We start from the raw sequence: 20,083 nt of genomic DNA, 5'->3' as shown, positions 1-20,083 counted from the left end.
AAAAATGAGTTATGAGATAACAAAAGCTGTAAAAGACGAAGATGTAAAATTTAAAAGCCCTGATCCTGCCTTTTATAATGCTTTAGGTTACGATGGCATGCAGGAGCTGATGTATAAATTTTATGACAGGATATACGATAGTGATATTGCTCACTTTTTCCCGCAAGACCATGAAGAATTTGAAGAAGTTAAAAAGAAAAACACAAAGTTTTTTATTCAAATCTGCGGCGGACCTTCAATCTACGATGAAGAGATGAAAGGCAAGGATCTTGACCAATATATGATAGACATTCACAAGGATTTTTCAATATATTTAAAATCACGCGATGAGTGGTTAGGAACATTTAGAACCGTGTTGGAAGAGTTAGAGATTGAGCAAAAAATCAAAGATGACTTTTGGGATTATCTTGATAAGTTCTCAAAACTTACAGTAAACAAATGGCCTAAAGAATCTGCTTACATCAACTAAAAGGTTTATATCACTTCAATCCTATTTTTGCCATTTTCTTTAGCTGTAGCAAGAGCATCAAAAACTCTTGCTATGATATCTTGCCCAGAATCAGTTGGTAAACAGGCTGTGACTCCAAAACTGACTGTCACTTTTCCTACAAAAAAGAATTTATAATTTTCAATTACTTCTTGAATATGTTTAGAGGCAATTTGTGCTTGCTTAGCATTTGTTTTAGGACATATAATTAGATACTCACTCTCACTCCAGCGGCCAACTGTATCAATATAACGAATATTCTTTATCAATATGTCTGCGAGCTCTTTTATAACAGAATCTCCAACTTGAAAGCTATGCTTATCGTTTATAGAGCCCATATTATCAATATTTATAATTATCAAACTAAAATCATCAAGATACCTTTTGGAACGATGTAGTTCATTTGCAAGTAACTCTTCAAGCTTTGCTCTATTGTAGAGTTGAGTCAACTTATCTTTGGTAGAATATTTTTCATACTCTTCATCTCTTTGTGATAATTGTGCTTCTTGCATAGCAATTTTTCTTTCAAGTTTTTCATTTAAGCGTATTAGCTTCTCTTTTGATTTACCCAGACTATCTGCTATTTTGTGTTCTTTTTCTATCTCAATCTCTTTTTGTGTTCTCATGTCATTACTGCGAGAGACCAAAGCGAATGAAAGCAGCAATATATGCAGTATAACTATAGGAGCGTGGAATTCATAAAGAAAATGACTATAATCTATAAAACCTTGAAGCATCATTGAGGATAAAAATAGGGAAAATGACGATAGAGACCATGCCAATAAAAAATCAGTGCTACCTGAGATTTTCTTTTTAAAAGAACGCACAGATATATATATCAGTCCTATAGAGTATAAAAATGCAAAAAACGATGTAAAATAAAACATAGTCAACTTACTATCTACAAAAAAACTAAAAATCCCTAGCGGTATAAAAGAGTACATAAGTACAGTGAGGTATCGATCACTTTTTGGGAAGTTTTTACTTGTATTTAAAAAATTTCTACTAAATAGCAAGCCCGTAAAGAAGCTAAATGCTACAATTGGAAAAGAAATTCTCTCATTTAGCACAGGGCTCTCTGTCCAAAAAAACTGGGCATTATAACCGTAGTATATGCCCATAAAAAATACTAAACCTGTCAAATATAAAATAAAATAGAGATAATTATCATCTTTAAGTACTATGTATCTATTGAGATGATAAATAATCATTATTAAGATCATACCGATTAATACGCCGCTAAATACTGCTATATAAGAGAGACGCTTAGTTGATTCTTTTTCTGAGTATAAGTAAGGAGCAAGGGTTATTGCATCAGAGCCTTGGGCTTTTATGTAAACCGTTGTAGTTTGTTTTGGTTCAATAGTTATGGGAATAAAAAAAGACCTTGAACTTATGTCTCGTTCTATAAAGGTAAAGTTTGCACCAAGTTTTTTAACGATAAGTTCTTCATCTGTTTTGATGTAAAAATCTAATTCACTTATCCAAGGTATCGGAATCTCAAGTTTTGCCTTAAAGGGTTGATACTCTTCATTACTTATCTTAAATCTTATCCATATTACATCACTTGTATACCCTGCAGAAACTGATTTTGATTCTACAGAAGTAAAATTTTCATTAAATATCTCTTGTGACACATCTTCGTATTTAAAATAATCCTCAGAGTCTAAAAAAATCTCAGAATTTGGGGACAAATTGATCTTATCCGTATTTTTATTGACTTTCACAACATCAACAGCGCCTATTTGAGGGACTAGAAATACAAATAGTAGAACAAAAAATCTAGCTAAAAAAAATCTATACATAATAAAAAAAACCTTCTAGTTATAATTATTCGTATCTTATAAAAATAAGACTTAACTTCTAATCATATTCCATAAAATTCCTATGTATTCATGAATTGCTATAGTTGAAGCTCGCAATAAACCATCTGGTAATTTTAAATATGTATCAATTTCTCTTTTATTAAAATCCGTAGGTGCAGGAATTGGGTTTAACCCAAGAGATTTAAAAAGCTTTATTGCCCTTGGCATATGAGTTGCAGATGTCACCAAAACAAACTTCTCCTCATCAAGTAAACTTCTGGTGAAGATAGCTTCTTCTTTTGTATCTTTTGGTTTATCGCTAATTATGATATTTTGCTCATCTACACCAAGGGCCATTGCCAGATTAGCGTTCATCTGAGCATTTGATATATTTGTGTCACCTTTATATCCGGTAAGTATTAATTTAGAACCACTAACTTGTTTATGAATTATTACACCTTCTAAAATTCTTTGTATACCACTAATTTGCGACGACAATGGCTGAGACTTATCAGTATTGTGTCCTGAACCTAGTACATGTATATATTTTATGTCATGTTTATAATCGTATTTTGGGTACTTGTTCTCTAAGTTTTCAACTAAAAAATTTGAAAAAGGTGGATATGACAATAGCAAAAACAGACCAAATGCTGTACTTAACAAGACTTTTGCATACTTATATTGTTTTTTAAATAAAAAATAAAAACCTATGATAAACAGTGAGAAAATCATTCCAAAAGGCTCAACAAAAAAAGTTATAAACTTCTTTAAAAAAAATCCTATCTCCATTACCGCAATACTCCGTTTATTATATTTACAACCTCTTTATCCCAAAGAAGGTCGTTATGTGACAACTCATCAAACTCTTTGTAAAGAGTTAGATTTTTTACATGTTGCTTTAAATTTCTAGCATTTTGTACATATGTAACACTATCACTTTTACTGGCAAAAATATATGTCTTAGCATCAATCTCTTTTACCGATTTTCTTTTATCGAACTTATATCTTAGCAGCCATGGTACATGAACTTTATATTTCTCTTTTACAAGTAATGCAGCCGAGTCAAAAGGAGCGACTAAAAAAACTCCCAAAACATGCACCCTGCTTGCTACAAATGAAGCTACACTTGTGCCTATTGAAAAACCTAAAACATAAAAATCACCATAGTTTTTTTGAATAATTCGAGCTATTTTAAGTCCGTCATTTAGCATATTTTTTTCACTAATTTTTCCACCGCTTCTGCCGTAAGAACGATAATTAAAAGTAATGATCCTAGTGTGTGAAAATGATAATGAGAGCTTTTTTATCAAACCAACACTGTCATGTTTGCGTCCTCCAAAAAAAAGCAGTGTTGAATCTTTGTCAGATGATTTTTTATCTAAGCTTTTTGGCTCATATACCACACCTTCAAGCTCTATACCATCATCAGTTTTTATGCTTAATGTCTCAAAATTTTCATCAAGTTCATCTACCCTGTGATATATTGGAGAAAAAAACATAAAATGCTGCCAATGATAAAATGCAAAAGCCAAAACTCCAAATGTAAAAAATAGAAAAATTATATAAATCATAAGTACCTTTATTGAGCTAATTATAGTATAATTCCATACAATTATTATAGGATTTTTATGCAAGCATTTGGAAAATTTTCAACAAAATTCGATTTAGACTATGTTGTTGAACAGTATATTTACATACAAGAAGACAACGAGACAATAGACACAAATCAACTAGAGCAGATGCTTAAAAAGAGGCGTAAGACTATTGCTGGAACTATATTTTTATATAATCCGACAATAGCACCTCTTGGATACAGAGATGATGCCGGTTTAGCATCTCAAGGTTATGAGTTTGACGGTAACTTTGTCGAACTGGAATTTGACAAAAACTGTGGACTTTTTTCATCTGCCATCAAAGATGGATACAGAGGAAAACTTTTAGAGATTAAATATCTTTTTGGGCTAAACAAACCAAACATAGAGCCTACTCCCATCTTAGAAGAGTTTGATGCTGATTTGGATAAATATACTTCCAATCAACTAACACGCTACTCTAAAGAGTTAAACTATATTGATATTTCAAACATAAGACTTAACGGCAAGTTTGTTTTTTTTGCCTCAGGAAACAAATTTGACAGACACCATAAAGCGATTATTGCTTATGCCAGAGCACTTTCAGAACAAGTAAGTAAGCTTGGAAAAGAGATTGTATTTATGCATGATAACAATTATGATGCCAAAGAGAGCCAAGAAAGAGCGTATTTTCTACCGCCAACAGCGAGTGGAAAACTTAGAGACATCAGAGCAAATGCATTTAAAAAAGCTTTCTCTACAAATCCTCCAACAACAATAAAAATAGGTTAAGCTACTATAATTAAGCCTAAGACTTAATTTTTAAAATTTTACCTATATTTAAATATCATATTGTAGAATAGTGTATTAAGAATAAAGCTAAACCTATTGTGAAGTAGGGACGGAAAGTTACGAGTCTTTTTATAAAAGATGGTCGAGTTGCAATTATTAACTATGTTTTCCTCAACAATGCACTTCATAATATTATTTTAACAGCTAGGAAAAACTAGAATGATTCACTATAAAGTAAAAAATTACTTAAAAACAAATATTCCTAAGCCATCTATTGATTATGAGTGGACTAGCGAAGATAGTAAAAAACTACTTTACTTTTTAAAAGAAAATTTTCCTAAAATTTCTATTTCAGATGAAGAAAATGAACTAAAAATAAAACAAGCTTTTAGTGAGCATTTTGAATCTGTGGGAGAAGCTCAACTAAAGATTACAGAGAAAAACATCACTCTAAAGATTAAAGAATATATACCAATCCAAGAGAGTAAACATATTGATAGCATTATTGACATGTTAGAAGACAATGACCACTTAGTCGAGTACGACTACCGAGGTAAAGAAGATCTAATATTGATTCCTGAAGCGTTATCACAAGGTGTAATTGCATTAACCAACAATATAACGGATGAAATTGTAAATAAAAAAGAACTTATAAATTTTGCCATCAGAGAAGCATTTGGGCTAATAAGCAGTGATATAATTGCTATTAGAAACAATCAGATACTAATAAAGCTGTTTGATGAAAGCACTATTCGTGAAGTAGCTGAAGATGAAAAAAACACTATAGCAAATAGATTTAACGGCATCAATGAAAAAGACCTTAAATCATTCCATGATGATATATTCAGTAAAACAGAAAACAAAGATTTCTTTTATTTTGTGGCAGAAGACTTTGTCAATATGTTTTTTATAGATAAAAAAATTAACAATGTAACTTACGAAAAATATGTTTTTTCCTTTATACAGTCAATAACTACTGAGCTTTTAGTTGAAACTTTTGATCACAATTATGAATTTTTCAAAGGATTTTCAGGGTATATATTTAGATTGCACTTTAAAGAGGTATTTGGTTACATAGCAGATTTGGTATTGCTGGAAATAAGTACTTCAAACAGATATATGATGGATTTTTTAAAGTATTACTCCCTAGATATTGTTGTGCAAAATGGCATAAAATACAAAGTTCCGGAAATAGAAGCTAAAAATGGCTTAAAATGGAATGTTGCCTCTATGATATCAATTGTGAAAATATACACCAAAATGGACATGTCTATTAAAGAAATCAAAATACAAAAAGCTGAATTAAGCAAAGCAATTTCAAAATTTAATGCCGGCGGAATTTCACCTGTTGAGTATAACAGCACTATAAACAAGGCAATCAATAAATTGACTGTAGACATAAATCATGGTATGAAGAGGCTAAATATACATGCAGATATGATTGATTCAGCTAAAGATGAAAGTACAAAAAAAGTCTTAAAAGATGATTTTATACTAATGAAGAAGGATATTCAAGCACAAAAAGATGAAAAAGACCGCTTGACTTCCAAGCTGATAAATAAAAATGATTTAGCTCAATACACCAGTTTAAAAACAGAGATGGATGCTTTAGTAAGGCAAGAAAGAAGAGAAGAAGTTATATTGGCTCAAAATAAAGAAGCGTACATGTCAATAAAAAACTCACTTATTAAAGCACTGACTTCAAAAAAAATACCTCTAGAAGAGGTAAATATTAAATAGCTTAGATGCTTACCTCTTTTATATCTGCAATATTTAAAATACTTTTATAAATAGAAGCTACCAAAGATTTTCTGTTATTTTTAACACTTTCATTTTCAGCATTAACCATAACATCTTCAAAAAATTTATCCAGCTCCGGTTTTAGACCAAGCAGAGCATCTAGCTCTTCTTCATAAGAGTTATATTTACATGTAGAAACTTCTATAAATCTTACATGTAAAACTTTTTCTGCTTCTTCTTCAAAAAGTTTGTTATCGACAAGCATATCATTTGACATGTCGATATCTTTAGTGATATTTGCAACACGCTTAAATGTAGAAAATGATTCACTAAAACCTTCAGAGTTAACCATAGTCTCCAAGGCTTCAATCTTTTTACCCATAGCTAAAAGTTCTCTCTCTCCTGAAGCTAAAACTGCCTCTACAATAGAAGGATTGACTTTAAAGTACTGCTTAACTCTCTCTAAAAAGAAAGCCTCAAGTTTTGACATGTCAAACTCTGCATATCCTGTTGCTAGTTTTTTCATAGTCTTAACTATGTCAAACTCCAAGTTATGCTCTTTTGTGATTCTAATAAGACCGTTTACTGCACGACGAAGAGCAAACGGGTCACGAGAGCCTGTCGGTATTTGATTTACACTAAACAGAGCTAAAAGAGTATCAAGCTTTATACTCATAGCAACTATTGCACTTACTTTTGAAGATGGAAGTTCACTATCTTCTCCATCCGGAAGGTACTGCTCTTTTATACATGTAGCTACTTCTTGCTTTTCGCCCTGCTCTATTGCATAATAACCACCCATAAGACCTTGAAGCTCTGTAAACTCATAAACCATCTCACTCATAAGGTCAGCTTTTGCAAGACTTATTGCACGGTTTAATATCTCTTTATCCATCTCATTTAAAGAGTACATGTCAAAGAGAGCATTTGCTATCTTTTTCTCACGCTCAATCTTGTCAGCTACTGTTCCAAGACCTTTCATAAAAACAACTTTTTCAAGTCCATCTGTACTTAACCCGTTTTTCAAGTCATTGTCATAAAAGAAAAGTCCATCAGCCAATCGAGGACGAAGCACTCTCTCATTTCCCTCAATTACTTTAGAAAAATCATCTGTAAGTGCATTTGAGACAACACAAAATTTATTGATTAACTTGCCGTCTTTAAATACAGGAAAATATCTCTGATGCTCTTTCATAGAGGTGATGATAACCTCAGGAGGAAGTCTTAAAAACTCTTCATCAAATGAGCCTAAAAGTGCAGTAGGATGTTCAGTTATTGCTACAACTTCATCAAGAAGATATTCGTCAATCTCAATTTTTATGCCATTATCTTTTTCAAGTAAAGCAAAATCTTTTAAAATATTTTCTCGTCTTTGCTGGGGAAAAAGTGTAACTCCGCCATTTTCTAAAGCTTCAAAATACTCTTTTGCTCCTTTAATACTTACAGCATCAAAATTACTGATACGATGAACAAAAGTCTCTTTTTTAGATTTAACGCCAAAAAGCTCAACATCAACCAGTTCATCTCCAAGAAGTACATTCACCCAGCGAATAGGTCTTATAAAACTTTCACTTAAGCTTCCCCATCTCATAGATTTGCCAAAATCAAGTGACTTAATCCATGTCTCAATAATATCCAAAAGAAGCTCGGTCGAGTCCTTACCTTTTACATCTTTTTTGTAGTAAAGAACCTCTTTAGCGCCCTTTTGTGCTTTGCCAATCTCATCAAGTGAAACACCGCATTTCTTTGCAAAACCAATTGCAGCAGGTGTTGCTTCACCATCTTTGTAAGCAACTGCTAAAGGTGCTCCGTAAAACTCTTCTACACTATCATCTTGCTTTGTCTTAAACTCTGGATGCCAAATAACTAAACGACGAGGAGTATAATAAAACTCAAATTCACCTAAAAGAGAGTAATTTTGCAAAATATCAGCGTACTTTTTTTCAATATTATTTAACTCTTTTAAAAGTGGAACTGCTGGAAGCTCTTCTACGCCTATCTCGATTAGTAATGGTTTTAACATGTCATAAACTCTTTATTTTATATTATTGACGCGATTCTATCTATTTTTTGGTTAAAAAGTGCTTTTGCAGCTTCTTTTATAAATGTCTCTAAAATGAGTATAGTTTAACACAAAATTAACATTTACTTGTTAAAGTTCCCTTAAATAAAGCAATTAATTTATAAGATAGGTAAATCATGAAAATTAAATACTCTCTAGCTGCTCTGCTAGCTATATCATCTCTAAATGCGCAAGAAATAAGTCTGGACTCCATAAGTGTTACAGCAACAAAAATCTCAACAGCAACTAAAGATATATCACAATCCATAGCAGTCGTAGATGAAAAAACGGTCGAAGATAAAAACATCTTAAACATTCAAGAAGCCATAGAAAATATCCCCGGCGTAAATGCAGAATCTTCAACAAATTCTCCCAGTCCTAGACTTATCATAAGGGGAGCTGGACTTAAAGCCAGATACGGAGTAAGAGAAGTTATGGTTATGAAAGATGGTGTTCCCCTTACTGATCCGGATTCATTTACAAGATTTGACTTTATAGATATGCAAGATGTATCTTCTCTTGAAGTGCAAAAAGGGCCAGGCTCTATCAATGCGGCAAATGCTGTTGGCGGGGTTATTCAGCTTATAACCAAGTCTGTATTTGAAGAGGATAAAAACAGAGTAAAAATTGGCGTAGGTGATGACGGGCAAAGAAATCTCAATTTAAAAGTCAGAGGTGCTCTTAGTGAAAACGATTTTGCATCAGTTACCTTTAGTACAAGGAAGATAGATAATGAGTGGAGAGACAACAATGAATTTGATGCTACCCAGTTTAGTCTAAAATACGGTCATCTCTTTGAAGATGATTCATCAATTGAAACAGAATTTTCTTATACTGAATCAAACATGAAGATACCTGCTTCTATGACAGCGGACGAGTTTGCAACTTTTGAGAGTACAGGTAAACAGTACGACACGGTTTATCAATGGCAACATAGTTCAAGAGATTCAAAAATATTTGCTCTTAATGCCAAGTATGAAAAAGAAGTTGGAGATATAACTTATAAACCAAGATTTTATTTTAATACTTGGGAGCATTTTCATCCCGTAACAGGTATGATAAACGATAGTGATGACAACAGTGTTTACGGAACCGACTTAGAATTAAACTACGCTCATAAACTTTTTGGTAATGATGCCTCTTTAGTTGCCGGAGTTACTTACAAAACAGACATTACAAATGATGCTAAAAAATATAAATATGCTGATTACAATACTCTCTTATCAGCCGGATGGCCATTTACACCATATATTAGCGAAACACTTTCAGACAACAAAGGTGATTTAGCACAAGTAGAAGATAGTAGAACTACTCTGTATGGTGGATATATGATGGAGACATTCTCACCTACAAAAGATTTAACCTTTGACATTAGCACAAGAGTCGATAAACTTAGTTTTGATATAAGCGGAAATGAAATCACAGATTATGATTATGCTTCTAAAAACTATGTAGCAGGAGCAGGAGTTTATAATATTGACAAATCATACACACTTTTTTCTGCAAAATTTGGAACTATATATAAGTTTACAGACACAACAAACATCTACATGTCAGCAGCAACAGCAAATCAAGCTCCAACAACAAGTGAACTTGGCGAAAACGAATCCTTAAAGAAATCAACCAGTGTAAACTATGAGATAGGCATCAAAACAAGAGCAAAAAACATCTCTTATGATTTAGCTATTTATCAAAATGATGTGAGTGATGAGATTATTCAGATTTTAGATGCCGGCGGCAACTCTATCTATGATAATGCGGGAACAACTCAAAAAAGAGGCTTAGAGTTTAACACGGTTTATAAATTAACACAAAATTTAGACTTGGGAGCTAGCTATGCATACAGTGATTTTAAATTTGTAAAATTTAGCGAAAAAGTTGGCGCTTCGGTAGTATCAAGAAATGATAACTATCTGCCATATATTCCAAAAAATCAATACTCACTATTTGCTGCATTTAATATGCAAAATGGCTTCAAATCTAGAATAACTACAAAAAGTTGGGGCAGTTACTATATGGATAATGCCAATACGCAAAAATATGAAGGATATAAGTTTGTTACTGACTTGATGCTAGGTTATGAGTATCAAGACCATAATATTCAGTTAAATGTCAAAAACATAACAAATCAATATTATGCGATGGAAGCTTTAAAAGATGTATATGCAAATGTATCTTACAAAGCAGCAGCGCCTATAAGCGCTATGCTGACATACAGTTATAAATTTTAGGAGTTAATATGGTTGATTATCAAAAAAGAGATAAAAATGACATTTTTAATATTCCTGTTTTAGGGTTTTTATTTAAAAATCAGACATTTATAATGACTCTTAGAGTTGGAGTGCTAGCCCTTTTTATCTATGCTATTGTTTTTGGAATCATGTATCCCACAAAGGAAGAAAATATATTTACAACTGTAGTATTTTGGTCGCTGTTTTGGCCATTTTTTGTGGTTGTGACTCTATCAACATTTGGCAGAGTTTTTTGCGGAATCTGCCCTCATGGGTTTATGGGAAAATACATAACTAAATTTGGTCTCAAAAAAAAGATGCCAAAAGTGTTTGCGAACCCTATTGTCGGCGTTTTATTGCTTGTTATAGGTTTTTGGCTTGTTTACTACATATATCCGCAGGCCTATAAAACTCCTATAGCCGCAGCAATATTTTTTATCATACTAACAGCAATCTCGATAGTATTTTTTTATATTTACAAAGATATGGGCTACTGTAAGTCAATATGCCCGATTGGAACAATGATGGGAGGATTTGGGAAGGTCTCTTTTACAACGCTTGGAACTTACGAAGAGACATGTAAAAGCTGTACAACATTTGAGTGTGCTGATGCATGCTCATATAACCTCAAACCTTTTACTTTTGATAAACGAGCAAATATGGTTGATTGTACTCTTTGTATGGATTGTAGCGATGCATGTGAAGCAGTCAGCTTTAAATTGGTTAAACCATCACACTCTCTTTTTAAAAAATTTCAAATCCAAAAAGCGGAAGTATGGGCATTTATACTAATAACTGCTGCCATATCAATAACCATGAGTTTTCATCATGCTCTAGGACGCGTAGCAATTGCAGATGAATATATTTGGTCAAAATTTGGTATGTTTTTGCAAGAAAAAATTGCTATTATTGGACTTGACTACATAGGCATAAGCGCACTCTTTTTTGCAATGCTGATAACAATCTCTTTGGTATACAGCGGTATGTATGTAGCTTCTAAGGTTTTAAACGAGGATTTTAAAAAAGTATTTTACACCTTAGGTTATGCCTTTGCTCCTATCTTTATAATAGGTGGGCTTTCTCATACTTATGAGTTCTTTTTTGTACATCATTATAGTGATATTGCAAATGGATTTATGCAAGGTTTTTTTATAGACGCTGACAAAGTCCAAGCGCTTGCAAGTAGAAAAGACGGCTGGCTGAAAATTTTTACCCTGTTAAATTATATTGCTGTGATTTGGGCATTTATAATTATGGCTAAAAGAATAAACTTTTTTACTGCTTCAAAAGTGGCTAAATCAGTAGCATTTGTGTTTGCTTCAAGTTTAATAATCTTTTACTTGTTTTTAAATGCTTACAAAGTTTATGCCTTTAAAACATACGGTGCAAAAAAGTCTGCTCACAACCATAGCCCTGCTGCCAAAAAACACACATCTAATGAGGTAAAACATATAAGATAAAAAATCATATTTTAAACTATTCTTATAGAAGATGAATATCCTCTTATTTATGTTTACATATAAAGTTATTATAGTTACAATGTCATACAAATTAAATAAACAAGGAACAAAATATGCCAAAGATTAATAAATATGTAGATATAGACACTGTAGAGCGTGAAGCAAAGAAAGATTTGATTGACCGTCACTCTCCGTTTATCCACTGTGAAGATACAGCAAAAGCTGGTGAAATGTTTGCAATTACTGTAAAAATGGGTAACGAATATACTCATCCGGATGATTTTGATCACTACATTGCTAACATGTCACTTTTCAACGGTGAGCAACTTTTAGCTCGTGCTGACTTTACTCCAGGTGCATTAGGTAATGTAAAATCTCACGCAACAGTAACATTTCACATTGTTCCAACTGGCAAAAAACTTAAATTAACTGCTCAAGCATACTGTACTAAACACGGTGTTTGGGAATCAACTGAAAAAGAAGTTACTGTAACTGAGTAGTTATAGACTTCACAATTAAGGGCTTTTAAGCCTTTAGTTGCACTACATACTTTTTAAAAAACCATACTCAAATCTTCTTTAGTAACTATTTTTTAACACTCTTTTTTTATTATTTATATTTCCAACTTGTTCATTATTTTTAGTTTGCTAGAATTCCGAAAAAATACTTAAGGATATTAGCTTGATTAAAGCACGAAAACTTAGAGATAAACTTTTTATAATCACAAAAGATAAGCGTTTTGAATTTACTATGATGGCTGTGATTATTTTCTCGGCACTTGTTATAGGAATTCATACTTTTGATATTGATCCTGTAGTTGAAAATGTACTTTTTTACCTTGATTATGTAATTACTATTATTTTTGTTATAGAGATTACTGTTCGTATTGCTGCAGAAAAAAAGCCCCTAGATTTCTTTAAAGACGGATGGAATGTTTTTGATTTTATAATTGTAGCTGTTAGTTTGATTCCTATTGATAATAACTATGCAAATACGGCAAGATTAATTAGAATCTTTAGAATGCTGCGATTAATTACACTGCTGCCTGAACTCAAAGTCATTATAGGAGCACTTTTTAAATCAGCAAAATCAATCGGCTATGTAATGGTTCTTATGTTTATAATATTTTATGTTTTTGCAGTCGTAGGTACTATACTGTTTGAAAAGGTTGAATCTGGCTTATGGAGAGATGTTGGTATAGCACTGCTTACTCTCTTTAGAGTTATGACATTTGAAGACTGGACAGATGTTATGTACGAAACAATGGAAATACATCCTTGGAGCTGGTTATACTATCTGACATTTATCTTTTTAACAACATTTACATTTTTAAATATGATTATCGGTATTATCTTAGACACACTAAACGAAGAACACAAAAAAGTAGAGCAAGTAAGAATAGATGAAGACAAAGAAGTTATGCTAGAAATATTAGAAAAAAACAAAGCATTAGAACTTAAACTAGATAGAATCGAGACTCTCCTAAGCAAGAAATAACAATTTAAAACATCCACACTCAAGGGGTTTTGGTACATTTTTTGCTTGTGTATAATTACACAAAGTATTTATGGAGAATGTATGGAATTTGACAGTAAAATATTAGACACTAATACTTTTTCTGTTACATCTGAATATGAGATTCCAAACATAGTTGAGTATCTAAAAACTTTAAAAAATAACAATATAGTTATCCATTTATTCTCTTTTTTACATAATACAGAACTGTTTCAAAACCTAAAAAGCGAACTAAGCACTACACTCCCTCATGCAAGCATAATCCTCTTAAAACATGATAAACACTCCAAAGTATCCTTAACTGTTTATACTTTACAAAAAGATATGGTTACTAAAGATCTCAGCAATGAAGTACTAAATAAATTATATAAAGATACCGCAGATAAAGATAGTAAAATTGAAGATTACAGAAACAAACTCTTTAGTAGGTACTTCATTGATAATTTAACAAATCTTCCAAATGTATATCAACTAAGATTAGATTTGCAAGAGAATGAAGAGTTTAGTTTGATTATTATTAATATTGATAACTTTCAAATCGTTAATAACTTTTATGGCTTTCTTGCCGGTGATTATATAATTGAAGAAGTTGGAAAATATATTAAAGAAAACATACCTGATCATAAAATTTATAGATTATCCGGTGATGAATTTGCATTGGTTATCAATGAAAATATGTTTTTTTATGCTCTAAAAGAGCATTTAAATGATCTTTATCAGCGTATGAAAGATATTGTAGTTAATTATCGTGGTACCAATATATTTATTGATATTACACTAGCTTCATCCTCAAATATAGATAAAACAAATATATATTCAAAGGTTTCAATGGCACTAAAACATGCAAAAGAAATAGGTGCGCCTTTTTGGATTTATGAAGATAAGATGAATTTTGAAAATAATTATGAAAAAACTTTACAGCTATCCGAGGTTGTAAGAGAGGCTGTGAATAACCTAAGGATTATTCCATATTTTCAGGCTATTATAGACACTAAAACTTCTAAAATAAAAAAGTATGAATGTTTAGCAAGATTAATCGACAGCAACGGACAAATACTGTCCCCTTTAGATTTTATACCTATAACAAAAAAAATAAAAAATTATCATATTGTTACAAAAACTATTATTGATAAATCATTTGAGACATTTGAAAGCATTAATCTTGAATTTAGTATCAATCTATCTATTGAAGATGTCATAAATAAAGATATGTTTAACTTCATTATGAATAAATTAAAAAACTCCAGAGTATCGCATATGGTTACTTTTGAAATACTTGAGTCCGATGCAATTGAGGACTTTAAAAAAGTTGAGCGTTTTATTTTTGAAGCAAAAAGGCATGGTGCTAAGATAGCAATAGATGACTTTGGAAGCGGTTATTCAAACTTCTCATACCTAACCAAGATAAAAGCTGATTATATTAAAATAGATGGCTCACTTGTTAAAAACATAGATATAGACAAAAATGCATATATTGTAGTAGAGACTATCGTTTCATTTGCAAAAAAACTTGGAATCAAGACTATTGCGGAGTATGTGTACTCTAGTGAAATTATGAGTAAAGCTAAGGAGCTCTCTATAGATTACTCTCAAGGATATTACATAGATAGACCATCTCATTTACCTTAAATACTCAATAACAATTTTTTTTATTTCAGCGCCACTGGCACCATCTCCTTTAATATTAAAAGCAAAAACTCTTGTTGAGTTATTATGCTCAACAAAGCCAACAAACCATCCAACACCTCCACAACTGCCAGTTTTGCCTGCAAGTGTATAATTGGGCTGTTTTTCAAGTGTAATAATATCTTTTAAAGTATTTGTTGAATTATTTGAAAATGGCAATTCATTACGCATTAGCTTAGTTAAAAATTTTATCTGTTCATTTACTGAGATTTTTAAACTTCCATCACCAAGCCAAAAATCAGTCAAAGAGTGAGACATATCAGCATTTCCATAATTTACTCTCTTTAGCATATCTTGCATTCGTACCGTTCCAACTCGTTTTGCCATCTCTTGATAAAACCACACTGTTGAAACACCTATGGCACTACGCATTGAGTGATTTTTGTTCCATACTTCATAGGCACGGACTTTTTTATCCCACAAAAGTGTTTCATTTTCATCTTTAACAACTTTTAGGTCTAATGCAATCATACTATTGAGAATTTTAAATGTAGAACATGGACTTAAGCGTTCATCCGTGCGAGAACCAAATATCTCTTTTTTTGAACTATTAAGGTCAAAAATAACACCACTACCGTCAAATTTGCCAAAATTAAGTTCACTAGAAAAAAGTAAAGAGTATATAGAGATAAAGACAATTATATATTTAATCATTTTGCGCTTTAAATTTGTTTATGAGCCATTACCTAAACTAATGGATGGTTCATCTAGATAAAATCCCTGACAATAATCAATCTCTAACTCTTTTACTTTATCCATAACAGTGCTGGAATGAACATACTCTGCTATCGTTTTTATGCCAAGTCTTTTTGCAAATGAAACGATAGTCTCTACTACAATATATGCATTGTTGTCCACATCCATATCTCGGATAAGAGCACCGTCTATCTTAATAAAATCAGCGCTCATCTTAGTCAGATAAGCAAAATTAGAATACCCGCTTCCAAAGTCATCTATTGCTATCTTAGCACCACATCTTTTTACCTCAGAGATAAAACGCTCAACTTTTTTAAAGTCCTCAATTGCATCGGACTCAAGTAGTTCAAATATTACTCTATGTGATGACTCTGAATTTTTTAACTTATTTATAATAAAGCTAAATATCTCATGACTCATTATGTCATCAATAGATAAATTGATGCTAAATTCAAAGTCATTATCTTTAAATGTTTCAAATGATTTATTAATAATAATTTTAGTAATTTCATTATAAAGTTTAATATTTTTTGCTACAGGTATAAAAAGAAGTGGAGATAAAATTTTTTCATTTTTATCTACTAACCTTGCCAAACACTCATACTTCTTAACTTCATAAGTTTTGGTATCAACGATAGCTTGATAATATGGGATTATTTTTGAGTTTTCTACAGCTTCTCTCACTATTCCCGATAGCTTCAAATTTCTCTCATATTCATTCTCAAAATTCATCTTATCTTCATAAATCCAAAAAAGTTCTCCTGTTTCTTTAGCGTATTTTAATGCCATTGCTACTTTAGAGAATATATTTTTATTGTCTCTATCTTTATTGGTACACGAAGCTAATGTGAAATTTACATATATATTTATCCCTTGATACTCAACAACAATATTATTTATTCTGCTATGAAGATTGTTCAAATACTCTTTTAGTTCATAAAAGCCCATATCTCGATTTAAAACAAATGCAAATTCATCACCTGAGAGTCTATAAATATCAGACTCTGGAATATTTTCTTTTAAATACTTGCCAACTTTTTCAATTACATAATCCCCAACCATAAAACCATAAAAATTATTAATTGTTTGAAAATTATCTATATTAAAAATCACTAAAGCATAATCTTCATGCTCTTCTAAATCATTTCTAAGTTTATACACATTTGGAAGATTTGTTAGGTGATCTGTAAAATATCTACTAAATAGTTTATTTCTATATTTTGCAATACTTGCATCTTTTATTGAACTATCTTTATATAATTCATTAAGTATTTCATCGTTTATATTTGCAACATCAATGTTTTTCTTTATATTATATATTGTTAAATTTGTATTTGTTCTGTCGTTGTGTTTTAGTAAAACAACTTTTGCATTTGGCAACACTTTTTTTATTTCATTTTTTAAATTTTGAACCAAAACAGTGTTGTGTATTACAGATACAATGTGTACTAAAACATTTGCCTCTTGAAATTTTTCAAAATCATCAATTACTGCCGATATTGCTGTTGATGAAGTTAATGTAAAATTTTTTATTTCTAATATATCGCTATTTAAGGGCAAATTGCACTCCAATCATACTTTTCATATTTTATCACAAAATTATAAAGTAGAATTTAACCACATTTTCTATATACTAAGAGCCATATTACATATGAAAGGTATATTATTGAGGTCTTTTCAAAACTTACTTCTCCTGCAGAATCTATATCGGCTAAAAGCTCTAGGTTTTGAATATAGCGACACTTTTTCTGTTAACCATAAAACTTCTCATGAAAAACCTCACAACTTGGAAGAACTAACTAAAAATATATCTACATGTCATCTATGCGACCTTAGTAAATCAAGATCTCAAAGTATGAGTGGTTTTGGCAATGAAAATGCAGATATAATGATAATCGACTATAGCGTATCTCTTAATGAAGACAGTACAAATTCTTACTATAGTGGTCGTTCAGGTGAAATTTTAACTAATATGATAAATAATGTTTTAGGTTTAAAAATTGAAGATGTTTATTTTACACATGCTATAAAATGCAAGCCCCTGAATTCAAATACTCCATCAAGTTCTGAATGGGATTCATGCAAAGACTATCTATTTTCTCAGATTGATTTTGTTAAACCAAAAGTAGTCGTTACCTTAGGTAAAGATGCTTATGCTAAAGTTACATCGGAGAATGAAAATTTTCAAAGTGTTCGTGGTCATGTTATAGACTTCAAGGAGTATAAACTTGTCCCTATTTTCCATCCGAATCATCTGCTTAGAAACCCAGATGACAAAAAAATAGCACTAAATGATTTAAAAACTATAAAGAGTTGCCTCTAGAATCTAATTACATCTCACTATATTTATCTATAGTTCCCCTATTTAAAGTACTTTTAAAGCTACATATTAACTACAACTTGTTATACTTTTTACATATTACTACAAAAATCCCTACTATTTGTATGTTTTTTAGCTAAAAGTAGGGATTTAAAGCAAAGGTGCTGTTAATGGGTGTTTCAGAGTATAAGCCAGTAAAAATCAAACTAAACAATGGTACAGCTTCGGGAATGTATATTCTGATTAGTCACAATGAAATAAATTATACAAAAGATAATGAAACGAAACCACCAAATAGAAGTTACAAGATTGAAGTAGCCGTGGAGGCTATGCATAATCATAAGAGAGCTAGAGGTAAAGAAACATTTACAATAGCTAAAGGTACTAGTATATCTAAAGCTGTTGGATCATTGCTTGGTAAGCGTGAAGAAATTAAAAATACTCTTAAATCCAAAGGTACCTTAAAAATTGAAAAAAAAATTATTCCAAAGATAGATACTACAGATAGAAAATTCAAATCTGTATATAGTGCTTGGATAACTCGTAAATCAATCGAAGTTAGTGCTAGTACGGTAAGAATGTATAACGGATCTTATAATGTTTGGATTAAAAAACTAGATAATAAAATTATAGATGAAATTACAGAAGATGATATTCAAAACCTTATAAATGAGATGATATCGAAAGGGAAAAAACCAAAAACCATCACTATAGTAAAGGCTGTACTCAAGCCATTACTAGATACAAATGATGTAATTTTAAATTGGAAAAAAATCATATTACCGAAAATAAAGTCTAAAGAAAAATTTAGTGGAGATGATGAAAAAGCCACACTTATAGCTAGAACACTGCTTGAGTATAAGCATCCAATAGCCAGAGGTGTATTTTCATTTTTACTTAGTGGTAGAAGAATTAACGAAACAATGTTGATGGAGCATTCTCATATCAACTATAAAAAAACAGAGCAATATCCTTATGGGTCTTTCATGCTACCTAAAGAAAATACTAAAACTAATACAGAAGTTACTTATGCTTTAACTCCCCTACTTCTAAATGCTATCAAGATACAAAAAACCACTTCGGGTAAAATCTTTGATTTAAAAGCTATATCGGTACATTATCATTGGAAACTTGCGATGGAAAGTATTGGTGTTATTAGTATGGTTATGCATGATCTTCGTTCAATGGTGGCGGTAGTTGCACTACGAAATGGTGCAGATATATATGCTGTATCTAAAATGCTTTCCCATAAGCTGTTAAGCACCACACAATCAAATTATCTTAATGATGATACCAAACAAGCAGCAGAAGCACAAGATACCTTTGCAGCTGTTATAGATGCACCAAATAATGCAATAGATGTTGAAATAATTGAAGATGAATATACAGCATTAAAAAAGTTATATCCAAATGCTAGTGATGATAAAATCAAACAAGTAATGAAAATGATGAAATTAGAGTAGTTAAATCATGTAATTCCTTTATATTAAAGGAACTATATTAACTTGCTACAGCAAATGTATTTTCTTCAAGATACCTTATAAGTTCAGATCTGGATACATGTATTTTAGAACCAACCTTAACAACTTCAATTTTACCTTTGTAAATTAGTTTTTTAGCCATATCTATTTTTAGTAATTTCATATTCTGAATTTCTTGCAAGTTGAATAATACCCCTTTAGGTATTAAAGCATCGTAGTTAGTCGTCATTCTATTCT

At 31.3% G+C, this 20,083-nt stretch carries 17 protein-coding genes and 1 riboswitch; of the genes, 10 read left to right on the top strand and 7 right to left on the bottom strand.

Annotation, left to right across the window (positions count from 1 at the left end):
• Nucleotides 1–4: 4 nt before the first annotated feature.
• Nucleotides 5–469, top strand: coding sequence for a globin (locus OQK60_RS04455; RefSeq protein WP_297684504.1), 465 nt, complete (start codon nucleotides 5–7; stop codon nucleotides 467–469).
• Nucleotides 470–474: 5 nt separating this feature from the next.
• Here the strand turns inward: OQK60_RS04455 and OQK60_RS04450 are convergent, their stop codons facing one another.
• Genes OQK60_RS04450 through OQK60_RS04440 form a run of 3 tightly spaced genes read right to left on the bottom strand, consistent with a single transcriptional unit; the run spans nucleotide 475 to nucleotide 3,863 of the window.
• On the bottom strand, nucleotides 475–2,292 hold the full coding sequence (locus OQK60_RS04450; protein WP_297684502.1) for a diguanylate cyclase: 1,818 nt from the start codon (nucleotides 2,290–2,292) through the stop codon (nucleotides 475–477).
• Nucleotides 2,293–2,343: 51 nt separating this feature from the next.
• Nucleotides 2,344–3,081, bottom strand: coding sequence for an ElyC/SanA/YdcF family protein (locus OQK60_RS04445; RefSeq protein WP_297684500.1), 738 nt, complete (start codon nucleotides 3,079–3,081; stop codon nucleotides 2,344–2,346).
• Entirely contained in the window at nucleotides 3,081–3,863 is a 783-nt protein-coding gene (locus OQK60_RS04440) for an alpha/beta hydrolase (protein ID WP_297684498.1), read from the bottom strand. Before OQK60_RS04440 ends, OQK60_RS04445 begins: the two co-directional genes overlap by 1 nt.
• A gap of 57 nt (nucleotides 3,864–3,920) precedes the next feature.
• On the opposite strand from OQK60_RS04440, the gene OQK60_RS04435 reads away from it, so the two are divergent.
• Nucleotides 3,921–4,655, top strand: coding sequence for a hypothetical protein (locus OQK60_RS04435; RefSeq protein WP_297684496.1), 735 nt, complete (start codon nucleotides 3,921–3,923; stop codon nucleotides 4,653–4,655).
• Between the two features lie 76 nt (nucleotides 4,656–4,731).
• A riboswitch (cyclic di-GMP riboswitch) is annotated at nucleotides 4,732–4,810 on the top strand.
• 64 nt (nucleotides 4,811–4,874) lie between these two features.
• Nucleotides 4,875–6,395, top strand: a complete 1,521-nt coding sequence (locus OQK60_RS04430) for a hypothetical protein (protein WP_297684494.1) — start codon at nucleotides 4,875–4,877, stop codon at nucleotides 6,393–6,395.
• Nucleotide 6,396: 1 nt separating this feature from the next.
• Here the strand turns inward: OQK60_RS04430 and glyS are convergent, their stop codons facing one another.
• Complete coding sequence (gene glyS, locus OQK60_RS04425) at nucleotides 6,397–8,418, bottom strand: glycine--tRNA ligase subunit beta (protein ID WP_297684492.1); 2,022 nt, start codon at nucleotides 8,416–8,418, stop codon at nucleotides 6,397–6,399.
• Nucleotides 8,419–8,594: 176 nt separating this feature from the next.
• On the opposite strand from glyS, the gene OQK60_RS04420 reads away from it, so the two are divergent.
• The 5 genes from OQK60_RS04420 (at nucleotide 8,595) to OQK60_RS04400 (ending at nucleotide 15,292) form a co-directional block, all read left to right on the top strand.
• Nucleotides 8,595–10,688, top strand: a complete 2,094-nt coding sequence (locus tag OQK60_RS04420; RefSeq protein WP_297684489.1) for a TonB-dependent receptor — start codon at nucleotides 8,595–8,597, stop codon at nucleotides 10,686–10,688.
• A gap of 8 nt (nucleotides 10,689–10,696) precedes the next feature.
• A complete protein-coding gene (locus OQK60_RS04415) occupies nucleotides 10,697–12,148 on the top strand; it encodes a 4Fe-4S binding protein (RefSeq protein ID WP_297684487.1) in 1,452 nt (483 codons plus the stop codon).
• Nucleotides 12,149–12,261: 113 nt separating this feature from the next.
• Nucleotides 12,262–12,648 (top strand): class II SORL domain-containing protein, encoded by a 387-nt coding sequence (locus tag OQK60_RS04410; RefSeq protein WP_297684485.1) that lies wholly within the window; start codon nucleotides 12,262–12,264, stop codon nucleotides 12,646–12,648.
• A 181-nt stretch (nucleotides 12,649–12,829) separates the two neighbouring features.
• Nucleotides 12,830–13,645: an ion transporter gene (locus OQK60_RS04405; protein ID WP_297684483.1), complete on the top strand. Its 816-nt coding sequence runs from the start codon at nucleotides 12,830–12,832 to the stop codon at nucleotides 13,643–13,645.
• A gap of 81 nt (nucleotides 13,646–13,726) precedes the next feature.
• Nucleotides 13,727–15,292, top strand: a complete 1,566-nt coding sequence (locus OQK60_RS04400; RefSeq protein WP_297684481.1) for a bifunctional diguanylate cyclase/phosphodiesterase — start codon at nucleotides 13,727–13,729, stop codon at nucleotides 15,290–15,292.
• Here the strand turns inward: OQK60_RS04400 and OQK60_RS04395 are convergent.
• On the bottom strand, nucleotides 15,284–16,003 hold the full coding sequence (locus OQK60_RS04395; RefSeq protein ID WP_297684479.1) for a penicillin-binding transpeptidase domain-containing protein: 720 nt from the start codon (nucleotides 16,001–16,003) through the stop codon (nucleotides 15,284–15,286). The two genes, OQK60_RS04400 and OQK60_RS04395, sit on opposite strands and share 9 nt — an antisense overlap.
• Before the next feature lie 18 nt (nucleotides 16,004–16,021).
• The gene (locus OQK60_RS04390) at nucleotides 16,022–17,605 is read right to left on the bottom strand and encodes a bifunctional diguanylate cyclase/phosphodiesterase (protein WP_297684477.1); all 1,584 of its coding nucleotides are present in this window, start codon (nucleotides 17,603–17,605) and stop codon (nucleotides 16,022–16,024) included.
• A 106-nt stretch (nucleotides 17,606–17,711) separates the two neighbouring features.
• On the opposite strand from OQK60_RS04390, the gene OQK60_RS04385 reads away from it, so the two are divergent.
• The gene (locus OQK60_RS04385; protein ID WP_297684476.1) at nucleotides 17,712–18,368 is read left to right on the top strand and encodes a uracil-DNA glycosylase; all 657 of its coding nucleotides are present in this window, start codon (nucleotides 17,712–17,714) and stop codon (nucleotides 18,366–18,368) included.
• 167 nt (nucleotides 18,369–18,535) lie between these two features.
• Nucleotides 18,536–19,828 carry a hypothetical protein gene (locus OQK60_RS04380; protein WP_297684474.1) on the top strand — a complete coding sequence of 431 codons (1,293 nt, stop codon included), beginning with the start codon at nucleotides 18,536–18,538 and terminating at the stop codon, nucleotides 19,826–19,828.
• Between the two features lie 37 nt (nucleotides 19,829–19,865).
• On the opposite strand, the gene OQK60_RS04375 is transcribed toward OQK60_RS04380, so the two are convergent.
• Entirely contained in the window at nucleotides 19,866–20,075 is a 210-nt protein-coding gene (locus OQK60_RS04375; protein ID WP_297684472.1) for a helix-turn-helix domain-containing protein, read from the bottom strand.
• Nucleotides 20,076–20,083 lie beyond the last annotated feature (8 nt).

Source organism: Sulfurimonas sp., assembly GCF_026196735.1.
GTDB lineage: Bacteria > Campylobacterota > Campylobacteria > Campylobacterales > Sulfurimonadaceae > Sulfurimonas.
This window is presented reverse-complemented; position numbering and strand designations above follow the sequence as displayed.